We start from the raw sequence: 19,621 nt of genomic DNA, 5'->3' as shown, positions 1-19,621 counted from the left end.
ACGAAGAATGCCGTTCGTCATGCGCGTTCGAACCGGTCGACGCGATCGAACTCGGTCGGCTCGAAACTCGACGACCGTACGTCGGCTGGGATCCGACTCGACACGACGGAGCGGCGATGCCAACGCGGAAGGATGACGAGGACCGGTATGCGGCGTCGAGTGCGCGCCGTCTGTACGACGGCAGCGCTGATTTCGCCGACAAACGAAGCTCAGTGAACAGTTGTACACTGAGAGTATGACTGAGGGCGGGCGACAGCGGCAGGCCGAGATTCAGGCGCTTGCGCGGTTGGCGGGCGATGAGATCGGTGGGGCGGTCGATGGGATCGCGGCAGTGCATCGTGCCATATCCGATCGGATGTTCGCGGCGGTGCGGTTGGGTGTCGGGCCGGCGGCGCAGCCGGTCAAGGTGGTGCACGATGCGATCACCGACGGGGTATATCGGCTCGTCGGTGGCACCGCGGTCGCGGCGGGGGCGCTCGCCGAGCGGGTTGTGGATGTGCCCGGCGCGCCGGTGCCGTCGCGCACGGTGTACGGGTCCGGATTCCTTGCGGCCTTGCAGGGTTTGATCGGTGACAGTCTCGCGGACGAGCGGCCGATTCTGGCCGGGCCGATGACGTTTCGGATCAATGGTGAGCCGGTCGCACCGGGTTGGGTGGGCGATGTGGTGTCGAATCCGCGCCCGCGGCTCGTGGTGTTTCTGCACGGTCTGGTGGAGACCGAGCATGCCTGGCGACTCGGCGGGCAGCCTAGCTATGCCGAGCGGCTCGAAGGCGATCTCGACTGCACGACGCTGCTGGTCCGGTACAACAGTGGGCTGCATATCTCCGAGAACGCCCGCCTGTTGAACGGGATGCTGCAGCGCCTGGTCGACAATTGGCCGGTGCCGGTCGAGCAGATCGCGCTCGTCGGCCATTCCATGGGCGGGTTGATCGCGCGGGGCGCCTGCTATGACGCCGACCGAGCCGATCTGCCATGGGTGCGCCGGGTTCGGCATATCGTCTGTCTCGGCTCACCGCATTTGGGCGCACCACTGGAGCAGCTCGTCCACTACGCCTCCGCCGCTTTGGTGTGGGTGCCGGAGACCCGGCCCTTGGGGCGGCTGCTGCGCCGTCGCAGTGCCGGCATCCGCGATCTGCGCCAGGGTTCGCTCGTCGACGAGGACTGGCAAGGTCTGGACACGGACGCCTTGCGCCGCAGAGTGATTCGCGAGGTGCCGCTGCTGGACTGTGCCGACCACTATTTCGTCACCGCCACGGTTACCCACAGCCCCCGCCACCCGCTCGGCCGCTTCATCGGCGACGGCCTGGTCCTCGCCGCCAGTGGCTCCGGCCGAAACCGAGCCCGCCGCATCGGTTTCGACGATGCCAATGGTCTGCACATCGCCGGAGCCAACCACTTCACATTGCTCAACCACGACACGGTATACGCGGCGCTGGTTCGTTGGCTCGCCGATGATGTGCGCCACGAGTCGATGCGCTGCGGTTGATCCGCACCTGCCTCGCGTCATGCACTTCGTCACCGCGCCGAAGCACTTAGCAGCACAGACTTGCGCCGAACGTGCTGGATGAATACGGCGATCGGGAGCCGAAGTACTGGTGCACCGCTGAGTTGTTGCGCGCCTGTGGCCGTGGCGATATCGCGCAACGGGACGTCCCGGCCGCGTTCGGCGATGAGTCGTTCGTCCGCCATCGATGAATAGTGCACGCTCAGTGCAGTTTCGACTCGAACGCCCCGGTGGGGTCGCGTCTCGGGGGGCGGCAGACTCGGGCGCATGCGGCCGCGATTCGTGTACCTGTCGGTCGGCGCGGGCCACCGCCGGTCACGCGACGACTGGTGGCGCGCGCTGATCCCCGCCGATCTCGGATCGGCGGGCCCGTTTCTGGGGACAACACCCGCGCCCACGTGCTCGATCTGGCCGGGGCCGATGTCGAGCAGTTCGTGCTGGCCGGGGACGCAGTCGCCATCCAGCCGCGCACGGTATCGACCCGATCACGTCGATGCAGAAATAACGCCGACGATCCAACACCGGCAGGTCGCCAGCAGTCCAGCGCACTCGGCTGCGGTCGGTATCGTCGCCGTGGCACACCAGCGCCGGGGTACCGAGCGGCGGGAACTTCATACCGAGCCACGGAACGATACGCGGCACGGGCTGAACAGCAGCGCAGCGAATAGACCACAACGCCCACTCCCGTGTATTCCACGGACGAGAGTGGGCGCTGCGACCTACCGGCCCGAACAGGAACCGCTGCGGCACAGCCGCGCGCGCCAGCGGACCCGGTCAGAACAGTTGATCGGAGTGGGTATCGGCTTCACTACGCACATCCTCGGCGAATTGGGCTTCGACCTGCGCGTCCGCACCCGCGGTGTGGGTCGCATACAGCAGCAGGCAGCCGCGGATGCCGTCGAGGAGGTCTTCGAGGAGGTCGAGCGCCGGGCGGGTGGGATCGAGGCGGCTGATGCGGAATTCATCGAGAAGGGCGGCGCGGGTGGCGCTGTCGAGGTCGAATTTGCGGGCCTGCTCTTCGATTTCGGCGACGCGGGCCACCACGGCCCACGGTGCTGGCACATGCCCCTCGGAGACGGCCATGGCCTCGGCGATGAGGTCGACGACGATCTCGGTCGGGGTCTCACCGGCGGTGAGGCGTTCCAGTACCAGGGTCGGGGTCTCGACTTGCAGTGCCTCGATATCGTCGGCCTCGACGACCACGTCGGCGGTCGCCACATCCGCGAGTTCGCCTGCTACTTCGGCGGCGGCGTAGAGCCAATGCGCGGCCGCAACGGAGGCGGAGGCGGGATCGAGTTCGGTGAACAGTTCGATGGTGCCGAGCGGATCGGCGCGCAGCAGTTCGTCGGCGGCCTGCACCTGGGCGGGTGAGACGTCCGGGCGCGACAGTTCGACCGCCTGGCGGGCGCGGCCGGACAGGTCGCCGAGTTCGGCGGATTCGATGGCGGCCTGTTCGGTGCGGACTTCGGCGGCGATGGTGTCGCGCAGTGTGGCATCGTCGATGGCGTGCAGGGTGCGGCCCACGCGATGCGCGGATTCGACCACACCGCTGTAGGAGACGATCAGACCGCGGTCGGTGGGCAGGTTCGGGGTGCGGATCCCGGCCTCGACCTCCTTGAAGTTGCGGCGCTCCTCCGCGCGCCGCCAGGCTTCGCTATTGGGGACATCGGGATCGCCTGCGGCGCTTGCCGGATGGGTGTAGGTGCGCCACTGGAAGCGGGACAGGGTGGTCAGATTCGACGCCAAACTCGTTGCCTGGTCGTGGTTTATCGGTGGCAGTTGGGCCACCGTTGTCGCGAGATCGCCGCGTCCGGTCGCCCAGATGGCGACCAGGGCGTTGCGGTCGGCGTCGAATGCGTATCGGGTCACGCACGCCAGTTTTCCCGATCGGCCGCCGTTGCGCGCGCGATCGATCGCTTCGATATCCGGTCGTCGGCGTTTCGGGTGTCCGATGTCTGCGCTCCCGCGTCGCTGCGTGGTGCGGCTGTGCTCCGCCATCAGGCTCATTGCCGGAGCCGGGATACCTCCGTGGACAGGTCGTGGATACCTGCGAGGATGGACGGTATGACTCTCGATCATGGTGATCCGGGCGACGCGCCTTCGATTCCACAACCGACCGCGCCGGTGGTGAATCCCGCCCGGCCCTCCGCGGCCGAGGAGGCCAGAACCGTTGCGGCGGTGACGAATATCGCCACCTTGGCGAGTTTGAGCGAGGATGGTGGGCCATGGGCGTCGTTCGTCGCCTATGGGCTGCTGGCGGGGCAGCCGGTGCTGTGCGTCTCGCGGATGGCCGAGCATGGGCGCAATCTCGCGGCCGACCCGCGGGCCAGCCTGTCGGTGGTGGCGCCGGAGATGCCCGCCGATCCGTTGGCCGGAACGCGGATCACGCTGGCCGGTGTGGTGGAGCGTCCGGTCGGTGCGGAGGCGGATGCGGCGCGCGAGGCGCATCTGGCGGCGGTGCCCGCGGCGAAGTACTACGTGGATTACAGCGATTTCTCGCTGTGGGTGTTGCGGGTGCGGCGGATTCGTTGGGTCGGCGGGTATGGGCGGATGGATTCGGCGAGTGCCGAGCAGTATCTCGCGGCTGCGCCGGATCCGGTCATTCCGTTGGCGGGGCGGCCGATCACGCATCTCAATGATGATCACGCCGATGCGCTGTTGTCGATGGCGCAGGTGTTGGGTGGGTATCCGGACGCGACCGAGGCGAGCTGCGAGAGAGCCGATCGGTATGGGCTGGACCTGCGGGTCGTGACACCGCGGGGTGTGGCGCGGACCCGGGTGGGCTATCTGACGCCGATCGATTCCGCGGGCGAGTTACGTTCGGCGACAGTCGAATTGACGCGGCTTGCCCGCGAGGGCTGATACCGCGGGCATTGCGCCTGCCAGATGCCTTCGGCATCGGCGGACGGCTGGGGCGTGACGGCGGCGAGGGTGACGTTGCCCGTGGTCTCCGCAATTCTCGATGCAAATCGTGTCAGGGCTGAAGATCGAGTGGTTCACCTGCTGCGAGCCAGTCGCGGAAGCGCTGAGCGATTTCGTCTGCCGAGAGATCTTCTGTGCGGCTGGTCAGTATCCAGCGGTGTCCGAAGGGGCACTGCACCAGGCCGTGTCGCGCGCCGCTGAAATCGGCTTGGACCGGGGCGAGCGATCGTGCGCCCGCCGCTACCGCGCGAGTATGCGCGGTGTCGGCGTCGACGCACGCCAGGATGCTGGAGGGGATCTCCTGATGCAACACCGCGGAATCCAACACCTCCCAGTATCCGGTATATCTACCGACGCTCGTACCCGCCGGCGACTCGACGACCACGCCCGCGGAGCGGCTTGCCCCATTGCTCATCCCCCAATTGTTACCGGCCATCAGCAAATGCACGAAAGTGCTGCGGACCGCGCTGTCGGGGCAGCCACGGCCAGGATGTCGAGCAGCATCGTGACGGCAGATATCGATCGGCAACGCCACACGCGCTGATACCTGGTCCGCAGCCTTCGAGCTGGACATCGTCGGTGCTCCTGTCACTGCCGGGCGGCGCGGCCCCGGAAGGCGTCGACGGTCCCCCGCAGAGAGTCCTCGAGCGGGGTCGGGTCGAGGGCAAAATGCGCCGTCGCGGCGGAGGAATCCATGATGAACGGGCGATCGAACTGATAGCGCAGTTCACGGATCTCGCGGGCGGCCGGAACGAACAGGCCCGCCGACCAGAGCAGCGCCGCAGGCATGCGCGTGACGCGGGCGGGCGGGGCTTTCGCAACCGTCGCGAGCAGCTCGGCCAGCGCGCGCACCGATAGCGGCGCAGCCGAGGGCACGTGCCAAGGCTTGCCCCAGGCGGATTCGTCTGCGGCCACCGCGACCAGCAGGCGGGCCACATCGGCGGTGGCGGTCCAGGTGTGCGGTGCGTCGAGATCGGCGGGGACCAGGGCGCGTCGGCCGGACAGCACCGCCGGGAGCAGCAGGGTGGTCGCCGCGGAGGTGGCGTGGGGGCCGAGGTAGTCCGAGCCGCGCACCTCGGCGGTGCGGATGCGACCGGCCTCGTGTGCGGCCAGTTGCTCCGCCCACATCTCGGCGCGTACACGGCCCTTTACCGAATTCGGGCGCAGCGGCCGGTCTTCGGTGACCGGAACGTCGAATTCGCCGTAGCCGTACAGGTTTCCGACGGTGACCAGCATTGCGCCGGAGTGTTCCGCGGCGGTCAGCACTGCGCGGTGCAGCGGCGGGAAGTCCTGCGGCCAGCGGTGATAGGCCGGTTGGGCGCACTGGTAGACGGCGGTTGCGTCCAGGCAGTGGGTGACCAGGGCAGCAGCGTCGGTGGCGTCGGCCGTGACACGTTCGACGGCCGGATGCTCGGGGCCGGAGCCGCGGCGGGTGATCAGGCGGACGTGCTCGCCGCGGGCCGCGAGCAGGAGTGCGGTGGCGGTGCCTACGGGGCCCGCTCCGATGACGACGTGCAGGGACATGAGGTCCTCGATCCGGTCTGGCGTTCTTCATTCAGAACAGTGTTCTCGGGATGATTCGACAGTAAGCGAGCACAGCGTTTCCCGTCAAGAACAGTGTTCTCTTAGTTGTCTACTGTTCTCCTATGGCTTCCCGTTCTCTACACTGCGGATATGTCCGCCGCATCCCTGCGCGCCCGCGTCCGCACCGAAATGATCGAGGAAATCAAGGCCACCGCCCGGAAGCGGCTGGCCGCCGACGGCGCCGGACTCTCACTGCGCGGAGTCGCCCGCGACATGGGCATCGTCGCCTCCGCGCTCTACCGCTACTTCCCCAGCCGCGACGACCTGCTCACCGTTCTCATCCTGGAAAGCTACGAATCGCTCGGCAATGCCGCCACCCGCGCGGCCGAAGCCCGGCCGACCGGCGACCAACGCGGCCGCTGGCTCGCCGTCTGCACGGCCGTGCGGGACTGGGCCACCGCCAATCCCAGCGAATACGGCCTGCTCTACGGCAGCCCCATCCCGGGCTACGACGCGCCCCGGGACACCATCGCGCCCGCCGCCACCGTCGTCCTGCTGCTCGCCGACATCGCCGCCGATGCCGAAAGCGCTGGCCTGCTACGGCCTGCGCCACTGGCCACGCCGCTGCCCAACTCTGTGCGCGGCGATCTGCGCATCCTCATCGACGAGCAGCAGTCCGGGCTGCCCGAAGAGGTGCTCGACCGCGTATTCCTCGGCTGGACGCAGCTTTTCGGGCTCGTCACCTTCGAGATCTTCGGCCGCCTCGACGGCACCATCACTGCCGTCGGCGACTACTTCGAACACCAGATGAATCTCATCGCCGACCTGATCGGCCTGCCCGCCTGACCTTCAGGCAATCGGCTTGTCGGCAGCCCGCACAGGACCACGTTTCGCCCGCCGATCACAGCCCCAGCTCTGCCCTGTTTCGCGATAGCTCGACACATTGATCATATCTGATAAATCCATCAAACTCGATTAGATCACCAAATTCGACAGAAGCGCCCGATTCTTTGTACTTCCAACTGTGAGATAGCAAACACCACGACTGTGGCGTCCCGGGTGAACCGAATGGTTGCGGTAGTTCGTAGTACGGGGGACGAGATGCGGTGTGCACCTCATCGATCAGCGACGGAGGATCCGAAAGATGAATTCAGCCAAACGAATCCAGCGTGCCGCAGTGCCGCTCGCCGCTGCTGCGGTCGCTCTCGCAGGTTTGCTCAGCGCCTGTGGTGGCGACAAAGGCGCCGAGGCGACGGCGACGACGTCTTCGACTGCGACAGCCGCAGCCACAGCAGCGCCCGCAGCGGGACAGGCTGCCGCAGTAGCGAAAACGCAAGGCTGGCTGAAGATCTACGGCGGTGCGGCCCCGGCCGGGACCGCGAACGCGGTGCAACTCCAGGTGACCAGCAACCCGAGCGTCGGAAAGTTTGTATCGGACGGATCCGGCCGGTCGCTGTACCGGTTCGACAAGGACACCGCGACGCCATCGGTATCCAATTGCTCCGGGCAGTGCGCCGTGACCTGGCCGCCGCTGACCGTTGCCCGCGATCAAGCGCTCTACGCCTCGGGCGTCGACCCCCAACTCGTCGGGTTCATCGAACGTGCCGACGGCGCATGCCAAATCACTATCGGGGGTTGGCCGGTGTACTACTTCTCGAAAGACACCAAACCAGGCGATCTGCTGGGCCAGGGTGTCGGTGGAACGTGGTTCGCGGTGGCTCCGAATGGCGGCAAAGCTCTGAGCAAATGATCGCAGCGGCCCCCGGCGTCGAAGCGGGGGGCCGTACCAGATCGGTCCGGCCTGGTTTCGGCCATTCGGGGACCTGAATTCGGTGTGCTTCGGCAACGAATTGCGACGGGTGGCCGCAACAGGTACGTCGGTGGGTATGGCGATGGGATCGGCCGACAAACGATACGGGGTCTCGATCACTCGCGAGGTGTCGTCTCCTTGCCTGTGGAGATCTACGGTGGAGGTATGACCGCCTTGGAGTATCGACATGTGCTGGTCGCGCGGGACGGCGACACGGTGCGCATCACCATGAACTGGCCGGAGCGGCGCAATGCGCTGTCGAGCGAGCATCTGGCCGAACTGCTCGCCTCGTTCCGGGCCGCCGGCGAGACCGACGCCACCGGGATAGTGCTCGGGGCGCGCGGTCCGGTGTTCTCCGCGGGACATGATTTCGCCGACGTCGCCGCGCGCGACCTGCTCGGTGTGCGGGAACTGCTGACACTGTGCACGGAGCTCATGTCCACCATCGAGTCGGTGCCGCAGGTGGTGATCGCTCGCGTGCACGGTCTGGCCACTGCCGCCGGCTGCCAGTTGGTGGCCTCCTGCGACCTGGCCGTCGCCGCCGAATCGGCCGGTTTCGCGCTTCCCGGCGGCAAGGGCGGCTGGTTCTGCCACACTCCCGCCGTGCCGGTGGCGCGCGCGGTCGGCCGCAAACGCCTGATGGAACTCGCCCTCACCGGTGACCCGATCGATGCCCGCACCGCCGAACAGTGGGGCCTGATCAACCGAGCGGTGCCAGATGCCGAGCTCGACACTGCCGTTGCCGAGTTGCTCGCCCGCGCTACCAGGGGCAGCCGGGCCAGCAAGGCACTCGGCAAACGCACTCTCTACCGCCAACTCGACCGCCCCGAAGCAGATGCCTACGCCCTCGCCCTGGAAGTCATGGCCGCCGCCGCCCAACTCCCCGGCGCCCGCGAAGGGATGGCGGCCTTCCTGGCCAAGCGCCCACCCGTCTGGCGTGATTAGCGCCGCCAGGCGGATCCTCGCCCTGCAGCGGTTGCCATGTTTCCTCGCCGCGGGAACCCAGCAGGCGCAGTTCACTCAGCGAAATCCCGCCCGGCCCGTTGGCACCGGAGACGATTGCCAGATCGCCGGTGGTGCCCGAGATCTCGATCCGGGCTGGCCTACCGATATCCAGCAACGGGTCCTCGCGAACTGGCACGACTACGGATACCGCTGACATCCTGATACGACGCAGTCGCGACCACTGATGTCCAGAGTTCGATCCCGAACAGAAATCTAGGCGCCACCAGGTGTCGCCTGGTGGACCGGCACGGTGAGCATGGCGACGATCATGTCGATGATTTCGGCCGCATCGCTGTCCGGGTCCGCGGTGCGCACGCCCGCTTCCAGCGCACGTTCATAGTCGGCGATCAAGGCGAACATCACCGTTGCCATGGTTTCCAGGCGTTGGCGGCGTCGGCGGGGTGGGAGTTGCGCGAGGGCCGCGTCGAGGCGGGTGGCGATGATGCGCACGGCGGCGCGGTCAGCACCGGCGAGGCGGCGGGCGTCGGCGACCACGGGGTGGGCGCGCACCACTTCGAGGAAGCGACCGTAGTGGGTGATCCGTGGTGTGCCGATGAGTTCGAGGATGGGTGCGGTGAGCACGGCGACCAGGGTGTGGATCTCGTGTGCGGTGCCGTCGGCCTCGTGCTGGGCGAGCAGACCCATGCGGCGGTCCTCGAGCCAGTTCATGCGGCGTTCGACAATGGCCTCGATCAGCCCGCCGCGGGAGTCGAAGTAGTAGTGCACCGCTGAGTTGTTGCGCTGGCCCGCGGCCGCCGCGATATCGCGCAGCGGGACGTCCACGCCGCGTTCGGCGATGAGTCGTTCGCCCGCGTCGAGCAGCGCGGCACGCGGATCATCGGTGGCCATGTCAGAACTGTACTAAATCCGGGTATTGACGATGTTAAGCATCAGTGATTAATTGGTCGTGCGTGCCGGCTGTTTTTGCGAATCCGACGAGTCGCTGGGCGGAGTTGAGGTGATCCGATGACCATCGCGCGGGGTCCGATCTTCCAGCTGTGCTGGGTGGTGCGCGATATCGATGCGGCCCGACGGGAGTACACCGAGCGCTATGGCGTCGCCGAGTGGTTCACCATCCCGGATGTGCACTTCGGGCCGCAGACATGCGAATTGCGCGGCGCGCCAGCCGATTACACGATCACCGTGGCGCTGGGATATGCGGGCGGGCAGCAATTGGAGCTGATCGAGCCGAAATCCGGGATCAGCCTGTACTCCGAGCATCTGGATACGGTGGGGCCGGGACTGCATCACATCGCGTGGGTGCCCGAGGACTATGAGGCGGCGCTGGCCGAGGCGAGGACGGACGGGGCGGAAATCCTCGCGCGGGGTGCGGTCGAGGGCGTCGGAATGGAATTCACCTATCTCGATGGCGGTGCGCTCGGTTCGACCGTTGAGCTCATGCGGTTGTCGGCGGATATGAAGGCGATGTTCGATTACCTGATCCCGGAGGGTTATTCGAATCCATGGGCCTAGGAATCGAACTCCCCCAGCTCATTACCGGCCCGGTCGAATGGGACGTCATCGCGGATGTGATCGTGGTCGGCTTCGGGATCGCGGGAGCGTGCGCGGCAATCAGCGCGGCCGAAGCGGGCGCGCGGGTACTGCTGCTGGAGCGCGGCGGCACAGCGGGCGGGGCATCGGCGCTGGCGGCGGGACACTTCTATCTCGGGGGCGGCACACCGGTGCAGTCGGCGACCGGACATGCCGACAGCGTCGAGGCGATGATCGCCTATCTCGAGGCGGTCACTCCGGAGCCCGACGCGGCCAAGATCCGCGCGTACTGCGCCGACAGCGTCGCGCATTTCGATTGGCTGGAGGCGCACGGGATCGAGTTCGAGCGGTCGTTCTATCCCGGGAAGTCGGTGGTGCAGCCCGGCACCGAGGGGCTGATGTGGACCGGCAACGAAAAGGTGTGGCCCTACCGCGACCAGGCGCACCCGGCACCGCGCGGGCACAAGGTGAACGCGCTGGCCGAGCGCGGCGGGCAGCAGGTGATGGCGGTGCTCACCGAGCGGGTCCGGGAGTTGGGTATCGAGGTGAGGTACGAGACCGCGGTGCGCGAGCTCGTCGCCGACGCGCGTGGGCGGATCGTCGGGGTGCGCTGGCGCGACGGTGCGGCCGCTGGAGTGGTGGTGCTCGCTGCGGGCGGGTTCGTGATGAATCCGGAGATGCTCGCCGCCTACACCTCGCGATCGGCCGAACGCTTTCTGCCGCTGGGTGTGCCATCCGATGACGGGCTCGGCATTCGGCTCGGGCAGTCGGCGGGCGGCGCCGTCACGCGAATGGACGGGGTGTTCCTGACCGCGTCGTTCTATCCCCCGGCCGATCTGCTGTACGGGATCATCGTGAACAAGGCGGGTCGGCGGTTCGTCGCGGAGGATTCCTATCACGGGCGGACAGCGGGTGCTGTTGTCGCGCAACCGGATTCGACGGCCTACCTGATCGTGGACAGCAAGCATATGGGGTGGCCGGAGCTGCCGATGGTGAAATTCATCGACGGCTGGCACCGGGTCTCGGAGATGGAAGCGGCGCTCGGTATCCCCGATGGCGCCCTGCACAGGACCCTGACCGCGTACAACACCGCCGCGGCCGAAGGACGTGATCCCGAATTCGGCAAGCATCCCGACTGGCTGACCCCGTTGACCGAAGGCCCGTGGGGTGCCTTCGATCTCACGCCGGGCCGGGCCACCTACGTCGGATTCACTCTCGGCGGACTGTGCACCTCCGTCGACGGTGCGGTGCTGCGCGCCGACGGGTCGGTGGTCTCCGGGCTGTACGCGGCGGGCGCCTGCGCCTCGAATTTGGCACAGGACAGTTCCGGCTATGCCAGCGGGACGTGTCTCGGCGAGGGGTCCTACTTCGGGCGCCGCGCCGGTGCGCATGCGGCTGGCATATCGGGGGCGGCACCGAACAGGGCGCACCGCGCCGAAAGTACCGGGATGGAAGGCGATTGACATGCGATTCACCTATGCCGAGACAATGACGGATCCGACCTACTATGTGCCGCTGGCACAGGCCGCGGAGGCGGCCGGGTATACGTCGATGACGATTGCCGACAGCGTGGCCTATCCGAAGGAATCCGACGCGACCTACCCGTATACCCCCGACGGCAGCCGGGAGTTCTTGGAGGACAAGCCGTTCATCGAGGCATTCGTGCTGTCGGCGGCCATTGCGGCGGCCACCACGACACTGCGCCTGACCCCGTTCGTGGTGAAGCTGCCCATCCGCCCGCCGGTGCTGGTGGCCAAACAGGCCGCCTCGATCGCGGCGTTGAGCGGCAACCGGTTCGGTTTCGGCGTCGGTATCAGCCCGTGGCCGGATGATTTCGAGATCATGGGTGTGCCGTTCGAACATCGCGGCGCACGCATGGACGAATGCATCGATATCGTGCGCGGTCTCACCGCGGGCGGCTACTTCGAATTCCATGGGAAGTACTACGATCTGCCGCCCATCAAGATCAGCCCGGTGCCCACCGAGCCGATCCCGATCCTCATCGGCGGACACAGCGGCCCGGCCTTGCGGCGCGCGGCCCAGCGCGGCGATGGCTGGATGCACGCGGGCGGTGACCCGGCCGAATTGGACCGGCTGCTCGCGAAACTCGATACCCTGCGCGCCGAATACGGCACCCGCAAGGACTTCGAGGTGCACGTCATCTCGCTGGACGGCTTCACCGTGGACGGCGTGAAACGGTTGGAGGACAAGGGTGTCACCGATGTGATCGTGGGCTTCCGCTATCCGTATACGACCGAACCCGATACCGAATCGCTGGACACCAAGATCGCGCACCTGTCGCGGTTCGCGGAGAAGGTCATCGCGAAAACGAGCTGATACGGCGCTATGCCGCAAGCGCGGCGGCGGCTGCCGCGAGCGTCCGGCTTCGGTAGCCGCCGCCGAAGAGCACGACGTGCACCAGCAGCGGGTGCAGTTGATGCAGCGGGATGCGGGCGCGCCAGCCGTCGGCCAGCGGGTGGATTTCGTGGTAGGCGCCGCGGATTCGGTCCAGATGCGGTGCACCGAACAGGGCGAGCATCGCGAGATCGGTTTCGCGGTGACCGCCGTGGGCGGCGGGGTCGATGAGCAGTGCGCGGTCGGCGGTCCACAGCAGGTTGCCGGACCACAGGTCACCGTGGATGCGGCTGGGCGGTTCGCTCGGGCCCGCCAGGGTTTCGATCTCGTCGATGACGCGCTCCAGCAGGCGGGTGCCGTCGCGGCCGAGGTCGGCGGCGGCGCGCGGAAGGTATGGGGCGAGGCGATGGTCGGCGTACCAGCGTGCCCATGAGCCGTCGAATCGGGTGTTGTCCAGCGGCAGGTCGGCGATCCAACCTGCCCAGGGCGCGCCGAACGATCCCGGCGAATTCGCGTGCAGCGCGGCGAGATCGCGGCCGAAACGTTCCGCGGCGGCCGCCGTCGGGGCGGCTCGGGACAGCCACGGCAGCACCAGCATCCGGTCGTCGACCGCGAGCACTTCGGGTACCAATTCGGGCACCCCGACCGCGAGCCACCGCAGCCCCGCCGCCTCCGCCCGGAACACCTGCGCCCGATCGAGCGCGGCCTTGACGAAGACTTCCCGGCCGTCGGCGAGCACGGCCCGATGCAGCGTCCATGAATGACTCGACCCCACATCGGTCACCGCGCGCACCGGGACGCCGAGCAACTCCGCGAGCCGCGCCGACTGCTTCACCTCCACACCGGGCCTGCTCTCAACTCGTTCCCCGCCCGAACTCCCGGTTCCGATGCGTCGTGTCCGCACCGGGAATCAGTTCCACCGGACCTCGTTCAGCGCGCCGAGGCGCCTGCGCCCATACCGCCCGAGCAACTCCCAGTTCCGCGCCGTAGTTCTTCGGATACGTCGGAGTTGGTCTTCGACTTCACCAGCACCTGGGATCGTATGCGACTGCATCCCATGCGTTCCCACGATTCGATCGGCGCGCCGGATCATCGGGATGCCGCGGTGAGGCGCTTCTTGGTTTCCTCGTCGGCGGGGAAGAACGATTCGATCGCCAGTTCGGCGACGGTGACGTTCATTGGGGTGCCGAAAACGGTGGTGACGCTGATGAACGACAGTTCGTGATCCTCGTGACGCAGGCGCAGCGGCACCACCGATTGGTCGGGTTCGGGCAGCGCGAGATCTACTTCGCCGCCCGGATATCGGCGCAGTTCGTCACGGAGCTCGATCAGTTCCGGCGCGCCGGTGACCTCGATTTGGCGGGCCAGGCGCTCGAAAATGTGGCCGCGCCATTCGGCGAGGTTGATGATGCGGCTGGCCATGCCGTCGGGATGCAGGCTCAGGCGCAGCGCGTTCACCGGTGCGGTGAGCAGCTTCGAGTCGATACCCGCCAACAGCAGTGCGACACCGGCATTGGCGTCGATCATGTTCCAGCCCTGGTCGATGGCCAGCGCCGGATACGGTTCATGTCCGGCCAGGATCTGGCGCATCGCGCCGCGCACCGCATCCATCGCAGGGGTATCCAGGTCGGGTTCGGCGTAGGCCGGAGCGTAACCGGCCGCGAGCAGCAGCCGGTTGCGTTCGCGCAACGGGATCTCCAACTGCTCGCACAGGTGCACGACCATGGTGCGGCTCGGATTCGCGCGACCCGTTTCGATGAAACTCAGATGGCGCGCGGAGGTTTCGGCGCGCCCCGCTAATTCCAGTTGGCTGAGCCTGCGCTCGAGCCGCCAGTGGCGCAACAGGTCACCGGCTGTCTGCGTACTCACCCTGAGGATCCTACGAACCGCACGGCTCAGAAACGATTACCTCGCCGGTAATAGTCGATGCCGCGATCACGACCTCGCGGGGATCTCGGCGGGAGCTATACCCCGAGGACCGCGACGGCAGGGAGCGAGACTCAGAACCGCCAGCGGGTCGCACCGCCCGGTTCCACCGTCGACAGGGCGGTCGCGGTGCGCGCAGTCACGCGGTAGACGTGCCACGGCGGCGGGCCCGCAGAGGGGGCGCTGTAGGCGGCGGTGAGCGCTCGGCCGGTGTCGTCCACGCGGGCGGGCCAACCCGCACCGACATAGCGCTGCGCCATATCGGCGACCAGCGTGGTGTCGGTGACCTGGGTTGCGGTGCCATCGAGCACCAGGTCGAACTCATGGGTCGATACGCTCACCGAGCAGCGCGGATCGCGGGCCAAATTGCGGCCCTTGCGCGTGCGTGCGCCGGTCACGAACCAGAAGGCGCCCTCGACCCACAGCGCGCCGACAGCGGTCACATGCGGGCTGCCGTCGGGGTTGATCGTGGTCAGCCAGCAGGTGTGCCGGTCCGGGCCATTGCTGCCGGGGCCTTGTTCGATTCCGACGTCGAGCCGTTTTCGAATATCGGCCCAGTCGAGCGGCGGCAACTCGTAGAGGTCTGCGAGATTGGTTGCGTCCATATCGGTAAGACGATCCGGATATCGGAAATTCATCGACGCTGGCCATCGCGATCGACGCGCGCACCGCGCGCAGTAAACTCCAGGAATGGACGCGGCCTCGCCGACTGTTGGCGTGGAGGAGGAGTTCCTGCTGGCGGAGCCGATCAGTGGCGCCCCCAGCCCGCGCAATGTCGAAGTTGCGACGGCCGCGGCCGAGATCGGGATCGATCTGCAGTTGGAGCTGACGCGCTGTCAGGTCGAAACCAATACCGCGGTGCACACCCAGACCTCGGAATTGCTCGATGAATTGCGTCGACTGCGCACAGCTGTCGCGGGTTGCGCGGAAAAGCATGGTGCGCGCCTGCTCGCCGTCGCGGTGCCGCCCGCCGTGCCGGACGCTTTTCCGGTCACCGACACCCCCCGCTACCAGCGCATCGAGCGCAATTTCGGCATGCTCGCACATGAGCAGGGATTATGCGGCTGCCATGTACACGTCGGGGTGCCGAATCGAGAAACCGCCGTGCAGGTCGGGAATTATCTGCGACCCTGGCTGCCGGTATTGCTGGCACTGACGGCCAATTCCCCGATCTACCGCGCCACCGATACCGGATACGCCAGTTGGCGCAGCATTATGTGGCGACGCTGGCCCAGCGCCGGTCCCCCACCCTTTTTCGACTCCATCGCGGACTACGACGATATGGTCGAGATGATGCTGGCCAGCGGCAGCATTCTCGATACCGCGATGGTGTACTGGGATGTTCGGCCCTCGGCGACATTTCCTACCGTCGAGGTGCGGGTCAGCGATGTGCCGGCGACCGTCGAGGAGACGGCGCTATTGGCCACGCTGATTCGCGCCGGGGTCGTGATGGCGCAGCAGGACCGGCGGCCCCCGCCGCGGGTATCCGCAGAACTCTTGCGCGCCGCGTATTGGAAGGCCGCCCGGTCCGGCCTGGACGGCGCTGGCCTCGACACCCTGACCGGGCGTCCCTTTCCGAACCGCACACTGCTCACTCGGTTGATCGACTATGTCGGCCCGGCACTCGAGCAGTCCGGCGACCTGGACTTCGTCACCGATACCGTCGAGGCGGTCGTGGCGCGCGGCAACGGTGCCCGCCGCCAACGCGCCGCGCTGCACGCGCACAACGATGTCATCGATGTCATCGACACCCTCGCCGCCGCAACCCTCGAAGGCTGTTACTGAGACATGCCGAAGACCGGGCGCAGTCCACCGTCGCGGATGGCCTGGACGGCGACCAGCGCCAATAGCGTCGCGCCGGTCACCAGGTGCTCGATCGCGTCCGTCACATGGCTCGGGAAGCTGAAGACCAGCACACGGTGCGAGAACAGCGCCCACACTCCGACCGCAAATCCGCCACCCGACCCGGCGATCACGCAGTACCACGCCGACCACGATTTGCGGGTCGCGGCTATCAGCGCGGGCCCGAACAGCAATAGCCCGGCCACCGCGTGCCAGCCGTTGTAGTCCATGCCGAGCACCGGTGTCGCCGGAGCGTGTTCACCGAGTTCGAAACTGGGTTCGGCGATCCACCCCGCGATCGCCCACGCGATATGCACCGCACCGAGCACGAAGACAGCCCACTGCAGAAAACTCCACTGCGCCAACGCTATTCGACGCCCGACTACCGACTGTGCCCGCATCGCGCCCTCCCGATATCTTCTACTACATAGCGTAGTTGATATAGCCGTCCCGGGAAAGGGATGCGCGTGCTTCGATGGAGATATGCCCCTGCTCGTCGGCACCTCGGGTTGGCAGTACCACGACTGGCGCGGCGTCCTGTATCCGGCGGAACTGCCGCAGCGGCTGTGGCTGGAGTTCTACGCCGCGGGATTCGCGACCGTCGAGAGCAACAGCGTCTTCTACCGACTGCCGAGCACCGAAACCTTCGCGTCGTGGCGGGACCGGACACCGCCCGGATTCTGTTTCGCGGTCAAGGCCAGTCGCTTTCTCACCCATATCAAGCGGTTGCGTGAACCCGAGGAACCCGTCGCGCGGCTGTTGGAGCACGCATCCGGACTGGGCGAGAAGCTGGGTCCGGTGCTGCTGCAACTCCCACCGACGCTGCGCGCCGATCCGGCACTGCTCGACACCTGTCTGCGCTGTTTTCCAACCGACACGCGGGTCACCGTCGAACCCCGGCACGAGTCCTGGTGGATTCCGGAGGTCCGTGCCGTACTTGCCGAATGCGGTGCCGCGCTGTGCTGGGCCGACGCCGATTCCCGCCCGGTCACTCCGCTGTGGCGCACAACGGACTGGGGCTATCTGCGACTGCACTCCGGACGCGCGACACCGCCACCGCGCTACGGTCGCACAGCACTGACGAGTTGGGCGCGCCGCCTGGCCGACACCTGGTCGGACCGCGAAGACGTCTTCGTCTACTTCAACAATGACCCGGGCGGCGCCGCGGTCCACGATGCGGTCGCCTTCGCGCACGGCGCGAAAGCAACCGTCACCCGTACGCCGATGCTCGCGCAACCAGCAAGCGCGGCAGCGGGTTTCAGCCGACCAGGGTATTCATGATGGTGCCCGCACTGGATGCAATGACGCCGCCGAGCATCGCTCCGGCGAGCATCTTCGGCGAGTCGTAGGTGCTGTTGTTCCACTTCTCCCACGCGAAGCGCCCGCCCGCGTAGGTGATGCCGCAGACGCCCGATAGCATCACCAGCCAGGTCAGGTAGCGGACCATCTGGAGAATCTTGTCCGAGTTGGGTGGGGCCTCCGGCGTCGGATTGTCGATTTGGGCCAGTACGGTCTCGTGCACAGCGATCAGGATCATGGCGCGTCTCACTCCAGGGTCGGCGGGCGATGAGCAGCAGATAACCGGGCGATAACCAGATCGGTAGCGACAGTATGGACGCTCTCCGCAGTTTTCGTGGGCGGACCGCGGAACCTGTCTGGAATGTCCGAAGGCCGAGCCGGGCGCAGCCGCGGGCAGGTGTACCATTTGGCCCGAACAAACCCCAGCGCGGGAGCTCGGGCACGGCCGGGCTGAGAGGGCGGACCCCATGCTTCGCCGACCGCATGAACCTGTCCGGGTAATTCCGGCGTAGGGAGAGCGGTACCGGGATGTCTGCATCCACCCTTGATCGATCCGAGCGGCGCGAAGCTCCGTTGACCCTGGACCAGCCCGCACCGAAGGTGCTCTCGTTCTGGGATCAGAGCGCATTCTGGGCGAACCTCGGCGTCAGCCTGATCGCCTTCTCCGGCGCCTACACCGTGCTCGCGCCGAATACCAATGGCGCTGCCCAGATCTCCATCGCCGCAGGCATTCTCGCGATGATCATCGGAACTGTCGTCGGCGGACTCATGCTCGGCCTGGCCGCGGTGCCGGGCGCGAAAACCGGCAAACCCGCAATGATGTTGCTGCGCGGGCTGTTCGGCGCCAAGCTCAGCTATCTGCCGACGGTGCTCAATATCGCCCAGCTGATCGGATGGGGCACCTTCGAGCTGATCGTCATCGGCGATGCGGCCGAGGAGTTGTTCCACGGTGGGCCGCACTGGGTTTACGTGGTCGCCGCGGGAGTGCTGACGACCGTATTGACGATCTGGCCGCTTGGCTCGGTGCGGATGCTGCGCCGATTCGTGACCGCCGGTGTGGTGATCGCGCTGATCTGGTTCTACCTCCAGTTCGTGCGGGCCGGCCTGCCCGACCTCACCACCAACCCGGGTCCCACCGGCGACGGGCCGTTCGGCGTCGACTGGAACCTGTTCTGGATCGCCACCGACGCGGCGCTGGCCGTGTCCATCTCCTGGGTCCCGGTCGCCGCCGACTACACCCGGCATTCCCGCAGCACCGGTGCGGCATTCGGCGCGGCCAGCGGGGCGTATGCGGTCACCCAGATCGTCGCGTATGTATTGGGACTGTTCGCGCTGGCACTCGCCTCCAGCGACGGCGGGGTGTACTCGCCGTTCCTGAATGTGAGCCTCGGCGCGGTGTTCTTCTTCATCTTCGTCTTTCGTGAGGCCGACCAGTCGTTCGCGAATGTGTACTCCACGGCCGTCTCGATCCAGAACCTCGCGCCACGGGTCGACCGGCGCGTGCTGTCGATCGGTCTGGGCGTCCTGATCACACTGTTGGCGCTGCGGCTGAATATGGCGAACTACTTCGGTTTCCTGGGTCTGATCGGATCGGTGTTCGTGCCGCTGCTCGGGGTCCTGGTCGCGGACTTCTTCCTGCGCGCGAAGGGACAGTGGAATACCGAGGCGAACGCCCCCTCGCGCTGGGGCATGGTTTTCGCATGGCTGGTGGGACTTTCGGTGTACCAGCTGATCAACCCGGGTGACGCAGGCGTGTGGACACACTTCTGGGTGGACGTGCAGGAGAAGGTGCACTTCACCAAGCAGGCGTGGATGAGTGCGTCGCTGTTGTCGTTCCTGGCCGCGGTGGTGGTCGCCTGGTTGCTCGGACGGCTTGCGGTATTGCGCAAATCCGCCTAGCAACGCCCGAATTCGCTGGGGCCATTGCGGCTCTGCTGATCTCA

Annotated in this window: 22 protein-coding genes and 1 riboswitch; of the genes, 12 read left to right on the top strand and 10 right to left on the bottom strand. The window is 66.9% G+C overall.

The genetic code is table 11. The annotated features are described in order from the left end of the window. Positions 1 to 235: 235 nt before the first annotated feature. The gene (locus tag ACWEO2_RS01995) at positions 236 to 1,486 is read left to right on the top strand and encodes a lipase family alpha/beta hydrolase (RefSeq protein WP_452403603.1); all 1,251 of its coding nucleotides are present in this window, start codon (positions 236 to 238) and stop codon (positions 1,484 to 1,486) included. A 29-nt stretch (positions 1,487 to 1,515) separates the two neighbouring features. Here the strand turns inward: ACWEO2_RS01995 and ACWEO2_RS01990 are convergent, their stop codons facing one another. Both ACWEO2_RS01990 and ACWEO2_RS01985 read right to left on the bottom strand, forming a co-directional pair. Then, positions 1,516 to 1,689 (bottom strand): hypothetical protein, encoded by a 174-nt coding sequence (locus tag ACWEO2_RS01990; protein ID WP_452403602.1) that lies wholly within the window; start codon positions 1,687 to 1,689, stop codon positions 1,516 to 1,518. A 589-nt stretch (positions 1,690 to 2,278) separates the two neighbouring features. After that, positions 2,279 to 3,373 (bottom strand): hypothetical protein, encoded by a 1,095-nt coding sequence (locus ACWEO2_RS01985; RefSeq protein ID WP_452403601.1) that lies wholly within the window; start codon positions 3,371 to 3,373, stop codon positions 2,279 to 2,281. Positions 3,374 to 3,568: 195 nt separating this feature from the next. Between ACWEO2_RS01985 and ACWEO2_RS01980 the strand changes: the two genes are divergently transcribed. Continuing rightward, positions 3,569 to 4,366, top strand: coding sequence for a HugZ family pyridoxamine 5'-phosphate oxidase (locus ACWEO2_RS01980; RefSeq protein WP_452403600.1), 798 nt, complete (start codon positions 3,569 to 3,571; stop codon positions 4,364 to 4,366). Positions 4,367 to 4,478: 112 nt separating this feature from the next. On the opposite strand, the gene ACWEO2_RS01975 is transcribed toward ACWEO2_RS01980, so the two are convergent. Next, complete coding sequence (locus ACWEO2_RS01975) at positions 4,479 to 4,841, bottom strand: hypothetical protein (RefSeq protein ID WP_452403599.1); 363 nt, start codon at positions 4,839 to 4,841, stop codon at positions 4,479 to 4,481. 173 nt (positions 4,842 to 5,014) lie between these two features. Further along, positions 5,015 to 5,950 (bottom strand): NAD-dependent epimerase/dehydratase family protein, encoded by a 936-nt coding sequence (locus ACWEO2_RS01970; protein ID WP_452403598.1) that lies wholly within the window; start codon positions 5,948 to 5,950, stop codon positions 5,015 to 5,017. Positions 5,951 to 6,100: 150 nt separating this feature from the next. Here ACWEO2_RS01970 and ACWEO2_RS01965 point away from each other — a divergent pair, with 150 nt between their 5' ends. The 4 genes from ACWEO2_RS01965 to ACWEO2_RS01950 all read left to right on the top strand — a co-directional run bounded on the left by ACWEO2_RS01965 (position 6,101) and on the right by ACWEO2_RS01950 (position 8,919). Then, positions 6,101 to 6,796, top strand: coding sequence for a TetR/AcrR family transcriptional regulator (locus ACWEO2_RS01965; RefSeq protein WP_355186790.1), 696 nt, complete (start codon positions 6,101 to 6,103; stop codon positions 6,794 to 6,796). Positions 6,797 to 7,094: 298 nt separating this feature from the next. Further along, the gene (locus tag ACWEO2_RS01960) at positions 7,095 to 7,700 is read left to right on the top strand and encodes a hypothetical protein (RefSeq protein WP_452403597.1); all 606 of its coding nucleotides are present in this window, start codon (positions 7,095 to 7,097) and stop codon (positions 7,698 to 7,700) included. A 225-nt stretch (positions 7,701 to 7,925) separates the two neighbouring features. Continuing rightward, positions 7,926 to 8,705, top strand: coding sequence for an enoyl-CoA hydratase-related protein (locus ACWEO2_RS01955; protein ID WP_354957869.1), 780 nt, complete (start codon positions 7,926 to 7,928; stop codon positions 8,703 to 8,705). Then, positions 8,698 to 8,919 (top strand): hypothetical protein, encoded by a 222-nt coding sequence (locus ACWEO2_RS01950; protein WP_452403596.1) that lies wholly within the window; start codon positions 8,698 to 8,700, stop codon positions 8,917 to 8,919. Before ACWEO2_RS01955 ends, ACWEO2_RS01950 begins: the two co-directional genes overlap by 8 nt. 59 nt (positions 8,920 to 8,978) lie before the next feature. On the opposite strand, the gene ACWEO2_RS01945 is transcribed toward ACWEO2_RS01950, so the two are convergent. Next, a complete protein-coding gene (locus ACWEO2_RS01945) occupies positions 8,979 to 9,614 on the bottom strand; it encodes a TetR family transcriptional regulator (protein ID WP_452403595.1) in 636 nt (211 codons plus the stop codon). A 117-nt stretch (positions 9,615 to 9,731) separates the two neighbouring features. Here ACWEO2_RS01945 and ACWEO2_RS01940 point away from each other — a divergent pair, with 117 nt between their 5' ends. The 3 genes from ACWEO2_RS01940 to ACWEO2_RS01930 are packed head-to-tail and all read left to right on the top strand — an operon-like array spanning position 9,732 to position 12,593. Further along, positions 9,732 to 10,238 carry a VOC family protein gene (locus ACWEO2_RS01940; protein ID WP_452403594.1) on the top strand — a complete coding sequence of 169 codons (507 nt, stop codon included), beginning with the start codon at positions 9,732 to 9,734 and terminating at the stop codon, positions 10,236 to 10,238. Further along, positions 10,229 to 11,719, top strand: coding sequence for an FAD-binding protein (locus tag ACWEO2_RS01935; protein WP_452403593.1), 1,491 nt, complete (start codon positions 10,229 to 10,231; stop codon positions 11,717 to 11,719). The genes ACWEO2_RS01940 and ACWEO2_RS01935 overlap by 10 nt, the downstream gene beginning before the upstream one ends. 1 nt (position 11,720) lies before the next feature. Further along, positions 11,721 to 12,593 carry a TIGR03619 family F420-dependent LLM class oxidoreductase gene (locus ACWEO2_RS01930; protein ID WP_433722665.1) on the top strand — a complete coding sequence of 291 codons (873 nt, stop codon included), beginning with the start codon at positions 11,721 to 11,723 and terminating at the stop codon, positions 12,591 to 12,593. A gap of 7 nt (positions 12,594 to 12,600) precedes the next feature. Here the strand turns inward: ACWEO2_RS01930 and ACWEO2_RS01925 are convergent, their stop codons facing one another. The 3 genes from ACWEO2_RS01925 to ACWEO2_RS01915 all read right to left on the bottom strand — a co-directional run bounded on the left by ACWEO2_RS01925 (position 12,601) and on the right by ACWEO2_RS01915 (position 15,142). Further along, complete coding sequence (locus ACWEO2_RS01925) at positions 12,601 to 13,452, bottom strand: fructosamine kinase family protein (RefSeq protein ID WP_452403592.1); 852 nt, start codon at positions 13,450 to 13,452, stop codon at positions 12,601 to 12,603. A 248-nt stretch (positions 13,453 to 13,700) separates the two neighbouring features. Further along, complete coding sequence (locus tag ACWEO2_RS01920) at positions 13,701 to 14,480, bottom strand: helix-turn-helix domain-containing protein (RefSeq protein ID WP_355186773.1); 780 nt, start codon at positions 14,478 to 14,480, stop codon at positions 13,701 to 13,703. Positions 14,481 to 14,611: 131 nt separating this feature from the next. Beyond that, complete coding sequence (locus ACWEO2_RS01915) at positions 14,612 to 15,142, bottom strand: pyridoxamine 5'-phosphate oxidase family protein (RefSeq protein WP_452403591.1); 531 nt, start codon at positions 15,140 to 15,142, stop codon at positions 14,612 to 14,614. 85 nt (positions 15,143 to 15,227) lie between these two features. On the opposite strand from ACWEO2_RS01915, the gene ACWEO2_RS01910 reads away from it, so the two are divergent. Beyond that, positions 15,228 to 16,322 carry a glutamate--cysteine ligase 2 gene (locus tag ACWEO2_RS01910; RefSeq protein WP_452403590.1) on the top strand — a complete coding sequence of 365 codons (1,095 nt, stop codon included), beginning with the start codon at positions 15,228 to 15,230 and terminating at the stop codon, positions 16,320 to 16,322. Here the strand turns inward: ACWEO2_RS01910 and ACWEO2_RS01905 are convergent. Beyond that, positions 16,316 to 16,780 carry a DUF4383 domain-containing protein gene (locus tag ACWEO2_RS01905; protein ID WP_452403589.1) on the bottom strand — a complete coding sequence of 155 codons (465 nt, stop codon included), beginning with the start codon at positions 16,778 to 16,780 and terminating at the stop codon, positions 16,316 to 16,318. The genes ACWEO2_RS01910 and ACWEO2_RS01905 overlap by 7 nt on opposite strands. Before the next feature lie 82 nt (positions 16,781 to 16,862). Here ACWEO2_RS01905 and ACWEO2_RS01900 point away from each other — a divergent pair, with 82 nt between their 5' ends. After that, positions 16,863 to 17,660, top strand: coding sequence for a DUF72 domain-containing protein (locus tag ACWEO2_RS01900; protein WP_452403588.1), 798 nt, complete (start codon positions 16,863 to 16,865; stop codon positions 17,658 to 17,660). On the opposite strand, the gene ACWEO2_RS01895 is transcribed toward ACWEO2_RS01900, so the two are convergent. After that, entirely contained in the window at positions 17,638 to 17,916 is a 279-nt protein-coding gene (locus ACWEO2_RS01895; RefSeq protein WP_355186763.1) for a hypothetical protein, read from the bottom strand. The two genes, ACWEO2_RS01900 and ACWEO2_RS01895, sit on opposite strands and share 23 nt — an antisense overlap. A gap of 179 nt (positions 17,917 to 18,095) precedes the next feature. Further along, positions 18,096 to 18,210, top strand: a riboswitch (TPP riboswitch). Here ACWEO2_RS01895 and ACWEO2_RS01890 point away from each other — a divergent pair. Next, positions 18,207 to 19,577: a purine-cytosine permease family protein gene (locus tag ACWEO2_RS01890; RefSeq protein WP_452403587.1), complete on the top strand. Its 1,371-nt coding sequence runs from the start codon at positions 18,207 to 18,209 to the stop codon at positions 19,575 to 19,577. It overlaps the preceding riboswitch by 4 nt. The last annotated feature ends 44 nt before the right edge of the window (positions 19,578 to 19,621 follow it).

Source organism: Nocardia sp. NPDC004278, assembly GCF_053602975.1.
Note: the sequence above shows the minus strand (reverse complement) of the source record. Positions and strands in the feature narration are given on the sequence as shown.

Excerpts from the sequence above, each read along its gene's own strand:
- ACWEO2_RS01955 (WP_354957869.1), top strand. The coding sequence starts at position 7,926 with ATGACCGCCTTGGAGTATCGACATGTGCTGGTCGCGCGGGACGGCGAC.
- ACWEO2_RS01995 (WP_452403603.1), top strand. The coding sequence starts at position 236 with ATGACTGAGGGCGGGCGACAGCGGCAGGCCGAGATTCAGGCGCTTGCG.
- ACWEO2_RS01915 (WP_452403591.1), bottom strand. The coding sequence starts at position 15,142 with ATGGACGCAACCAATCTCGCAGACCTCTACGAGTTGCCGCCGCTCGAC.
- ACWEO2_RS01960 (WP_452403597.1), top strand. The coding sequence starts at position 7,095 with ATGAATTCAGCCAAACGAATCCAGCGTGCCGCAGTGCCGCTCGCCGCT.
- ACWEO2_RS01905 (WP_452403589.1), bottom strand. The coding sequence starts at position 16,780 with ATGCGGGCACAGTCGGTAGTCGGGCGTCGAATAGCGTTGGCGCAGTGG.
- ACWEO2_RS01990 (WP_452403602.1), bottom strand. The coding sequence starts at position 1,689 with ATGGCGGACGAACGACTCATCGCCGAACGCGGCCGGGACGTCCCGTTG.
- ACWEO2_RS01890 (WP_452403587.1), top strand. The coding sequence starts at position 18,207 with ATGTCTGCATCCACCCTTGATCGATCCGAGCGGCGCGAAGCTCCGTTG.
- ACWEO2_RS01895 (WP_355186763.1), bottom strand. The coding sequence starts at position 17,916 with ATGATCCTGATCGCTGTGCACGAGACCGTACTGGCCCAAATCGACAAT.
- ACWEO2_RS01970 (WP_452403598.1), bottom strand. The coding sequence starts at position 5,950 with ATGTCCCTGCACGTCGTCATCGGAGCGGGCCCCGTAGGCACCGCCACC.
- ACWEO2_RS01930 (WP_433722665.1), top strand. The coding sequence starts at position 11,721 with ATGCGATTCACCTATGCCGAGACAATGACGGATCCGACCTACTATGTG.
- ACWEO2_RS01975 (WP_452403599.1), bottom strand. The coding sequence starts at position 4,841 with ATGAGCAATGGGGCAAGCCGCTCCGCGGGCGTGGTCGTCGAGTCGCCG.
- ACWEO2_RS01965 (WP_355186790.1), top strand. The coding sequence starts at position 6,101 with ATGTCCGCCGCATCCCTGCGCGCCCGCGTCCGCACCGAAATGATCGAG.
- ACWEO2_RS01945 (WP_452403595.1), bottom strand. The coding sequence starts at position 9,614 with ATGGCCACCGATGATCCGCGTGCCGCGCTGCTCGACGCGGGCGAACGA.
- ACWEO2_RS01980 (WP_452403600.1), top strand. The coding sequence starts at position 3,569 with ATGACTCTCGATCATGGTGATCCGGGCGACGCGCCTTCGATTCCACAA.
- ACWEO2_RS01900 (WP_452403588.1), top strand. The coding sequence starts at position 16,863 with ATGCCCCTGCTCGTCGGCACCTCGGGTTGGCAGTACCACGACTGGCGC.
- ACWEO2_RS01910 (WP_452403590.1), top strand. The coding sequence starts at position 15,228 with ATGGACGCGGCCTCGCCGACTGTTGGCGTGGAGGAGGAGTTCCTGCTG.
- ACWEO2_RS01940 (WP_452403594.1), top strand. The coding sequence starts at position 9,732 with ATGACCATCGCGCGGGGTCCGATCTTCCAGCTGTGCTGGGTGGTGCGC.
- ACWEO2_RS01935 (WP_452403593.1), top strand. The coding sequence starts at position 10,229 with ATGGGCCTAGGAATCGAACTCCCCCAGCTCATTACCGGCCCGGTCGAA.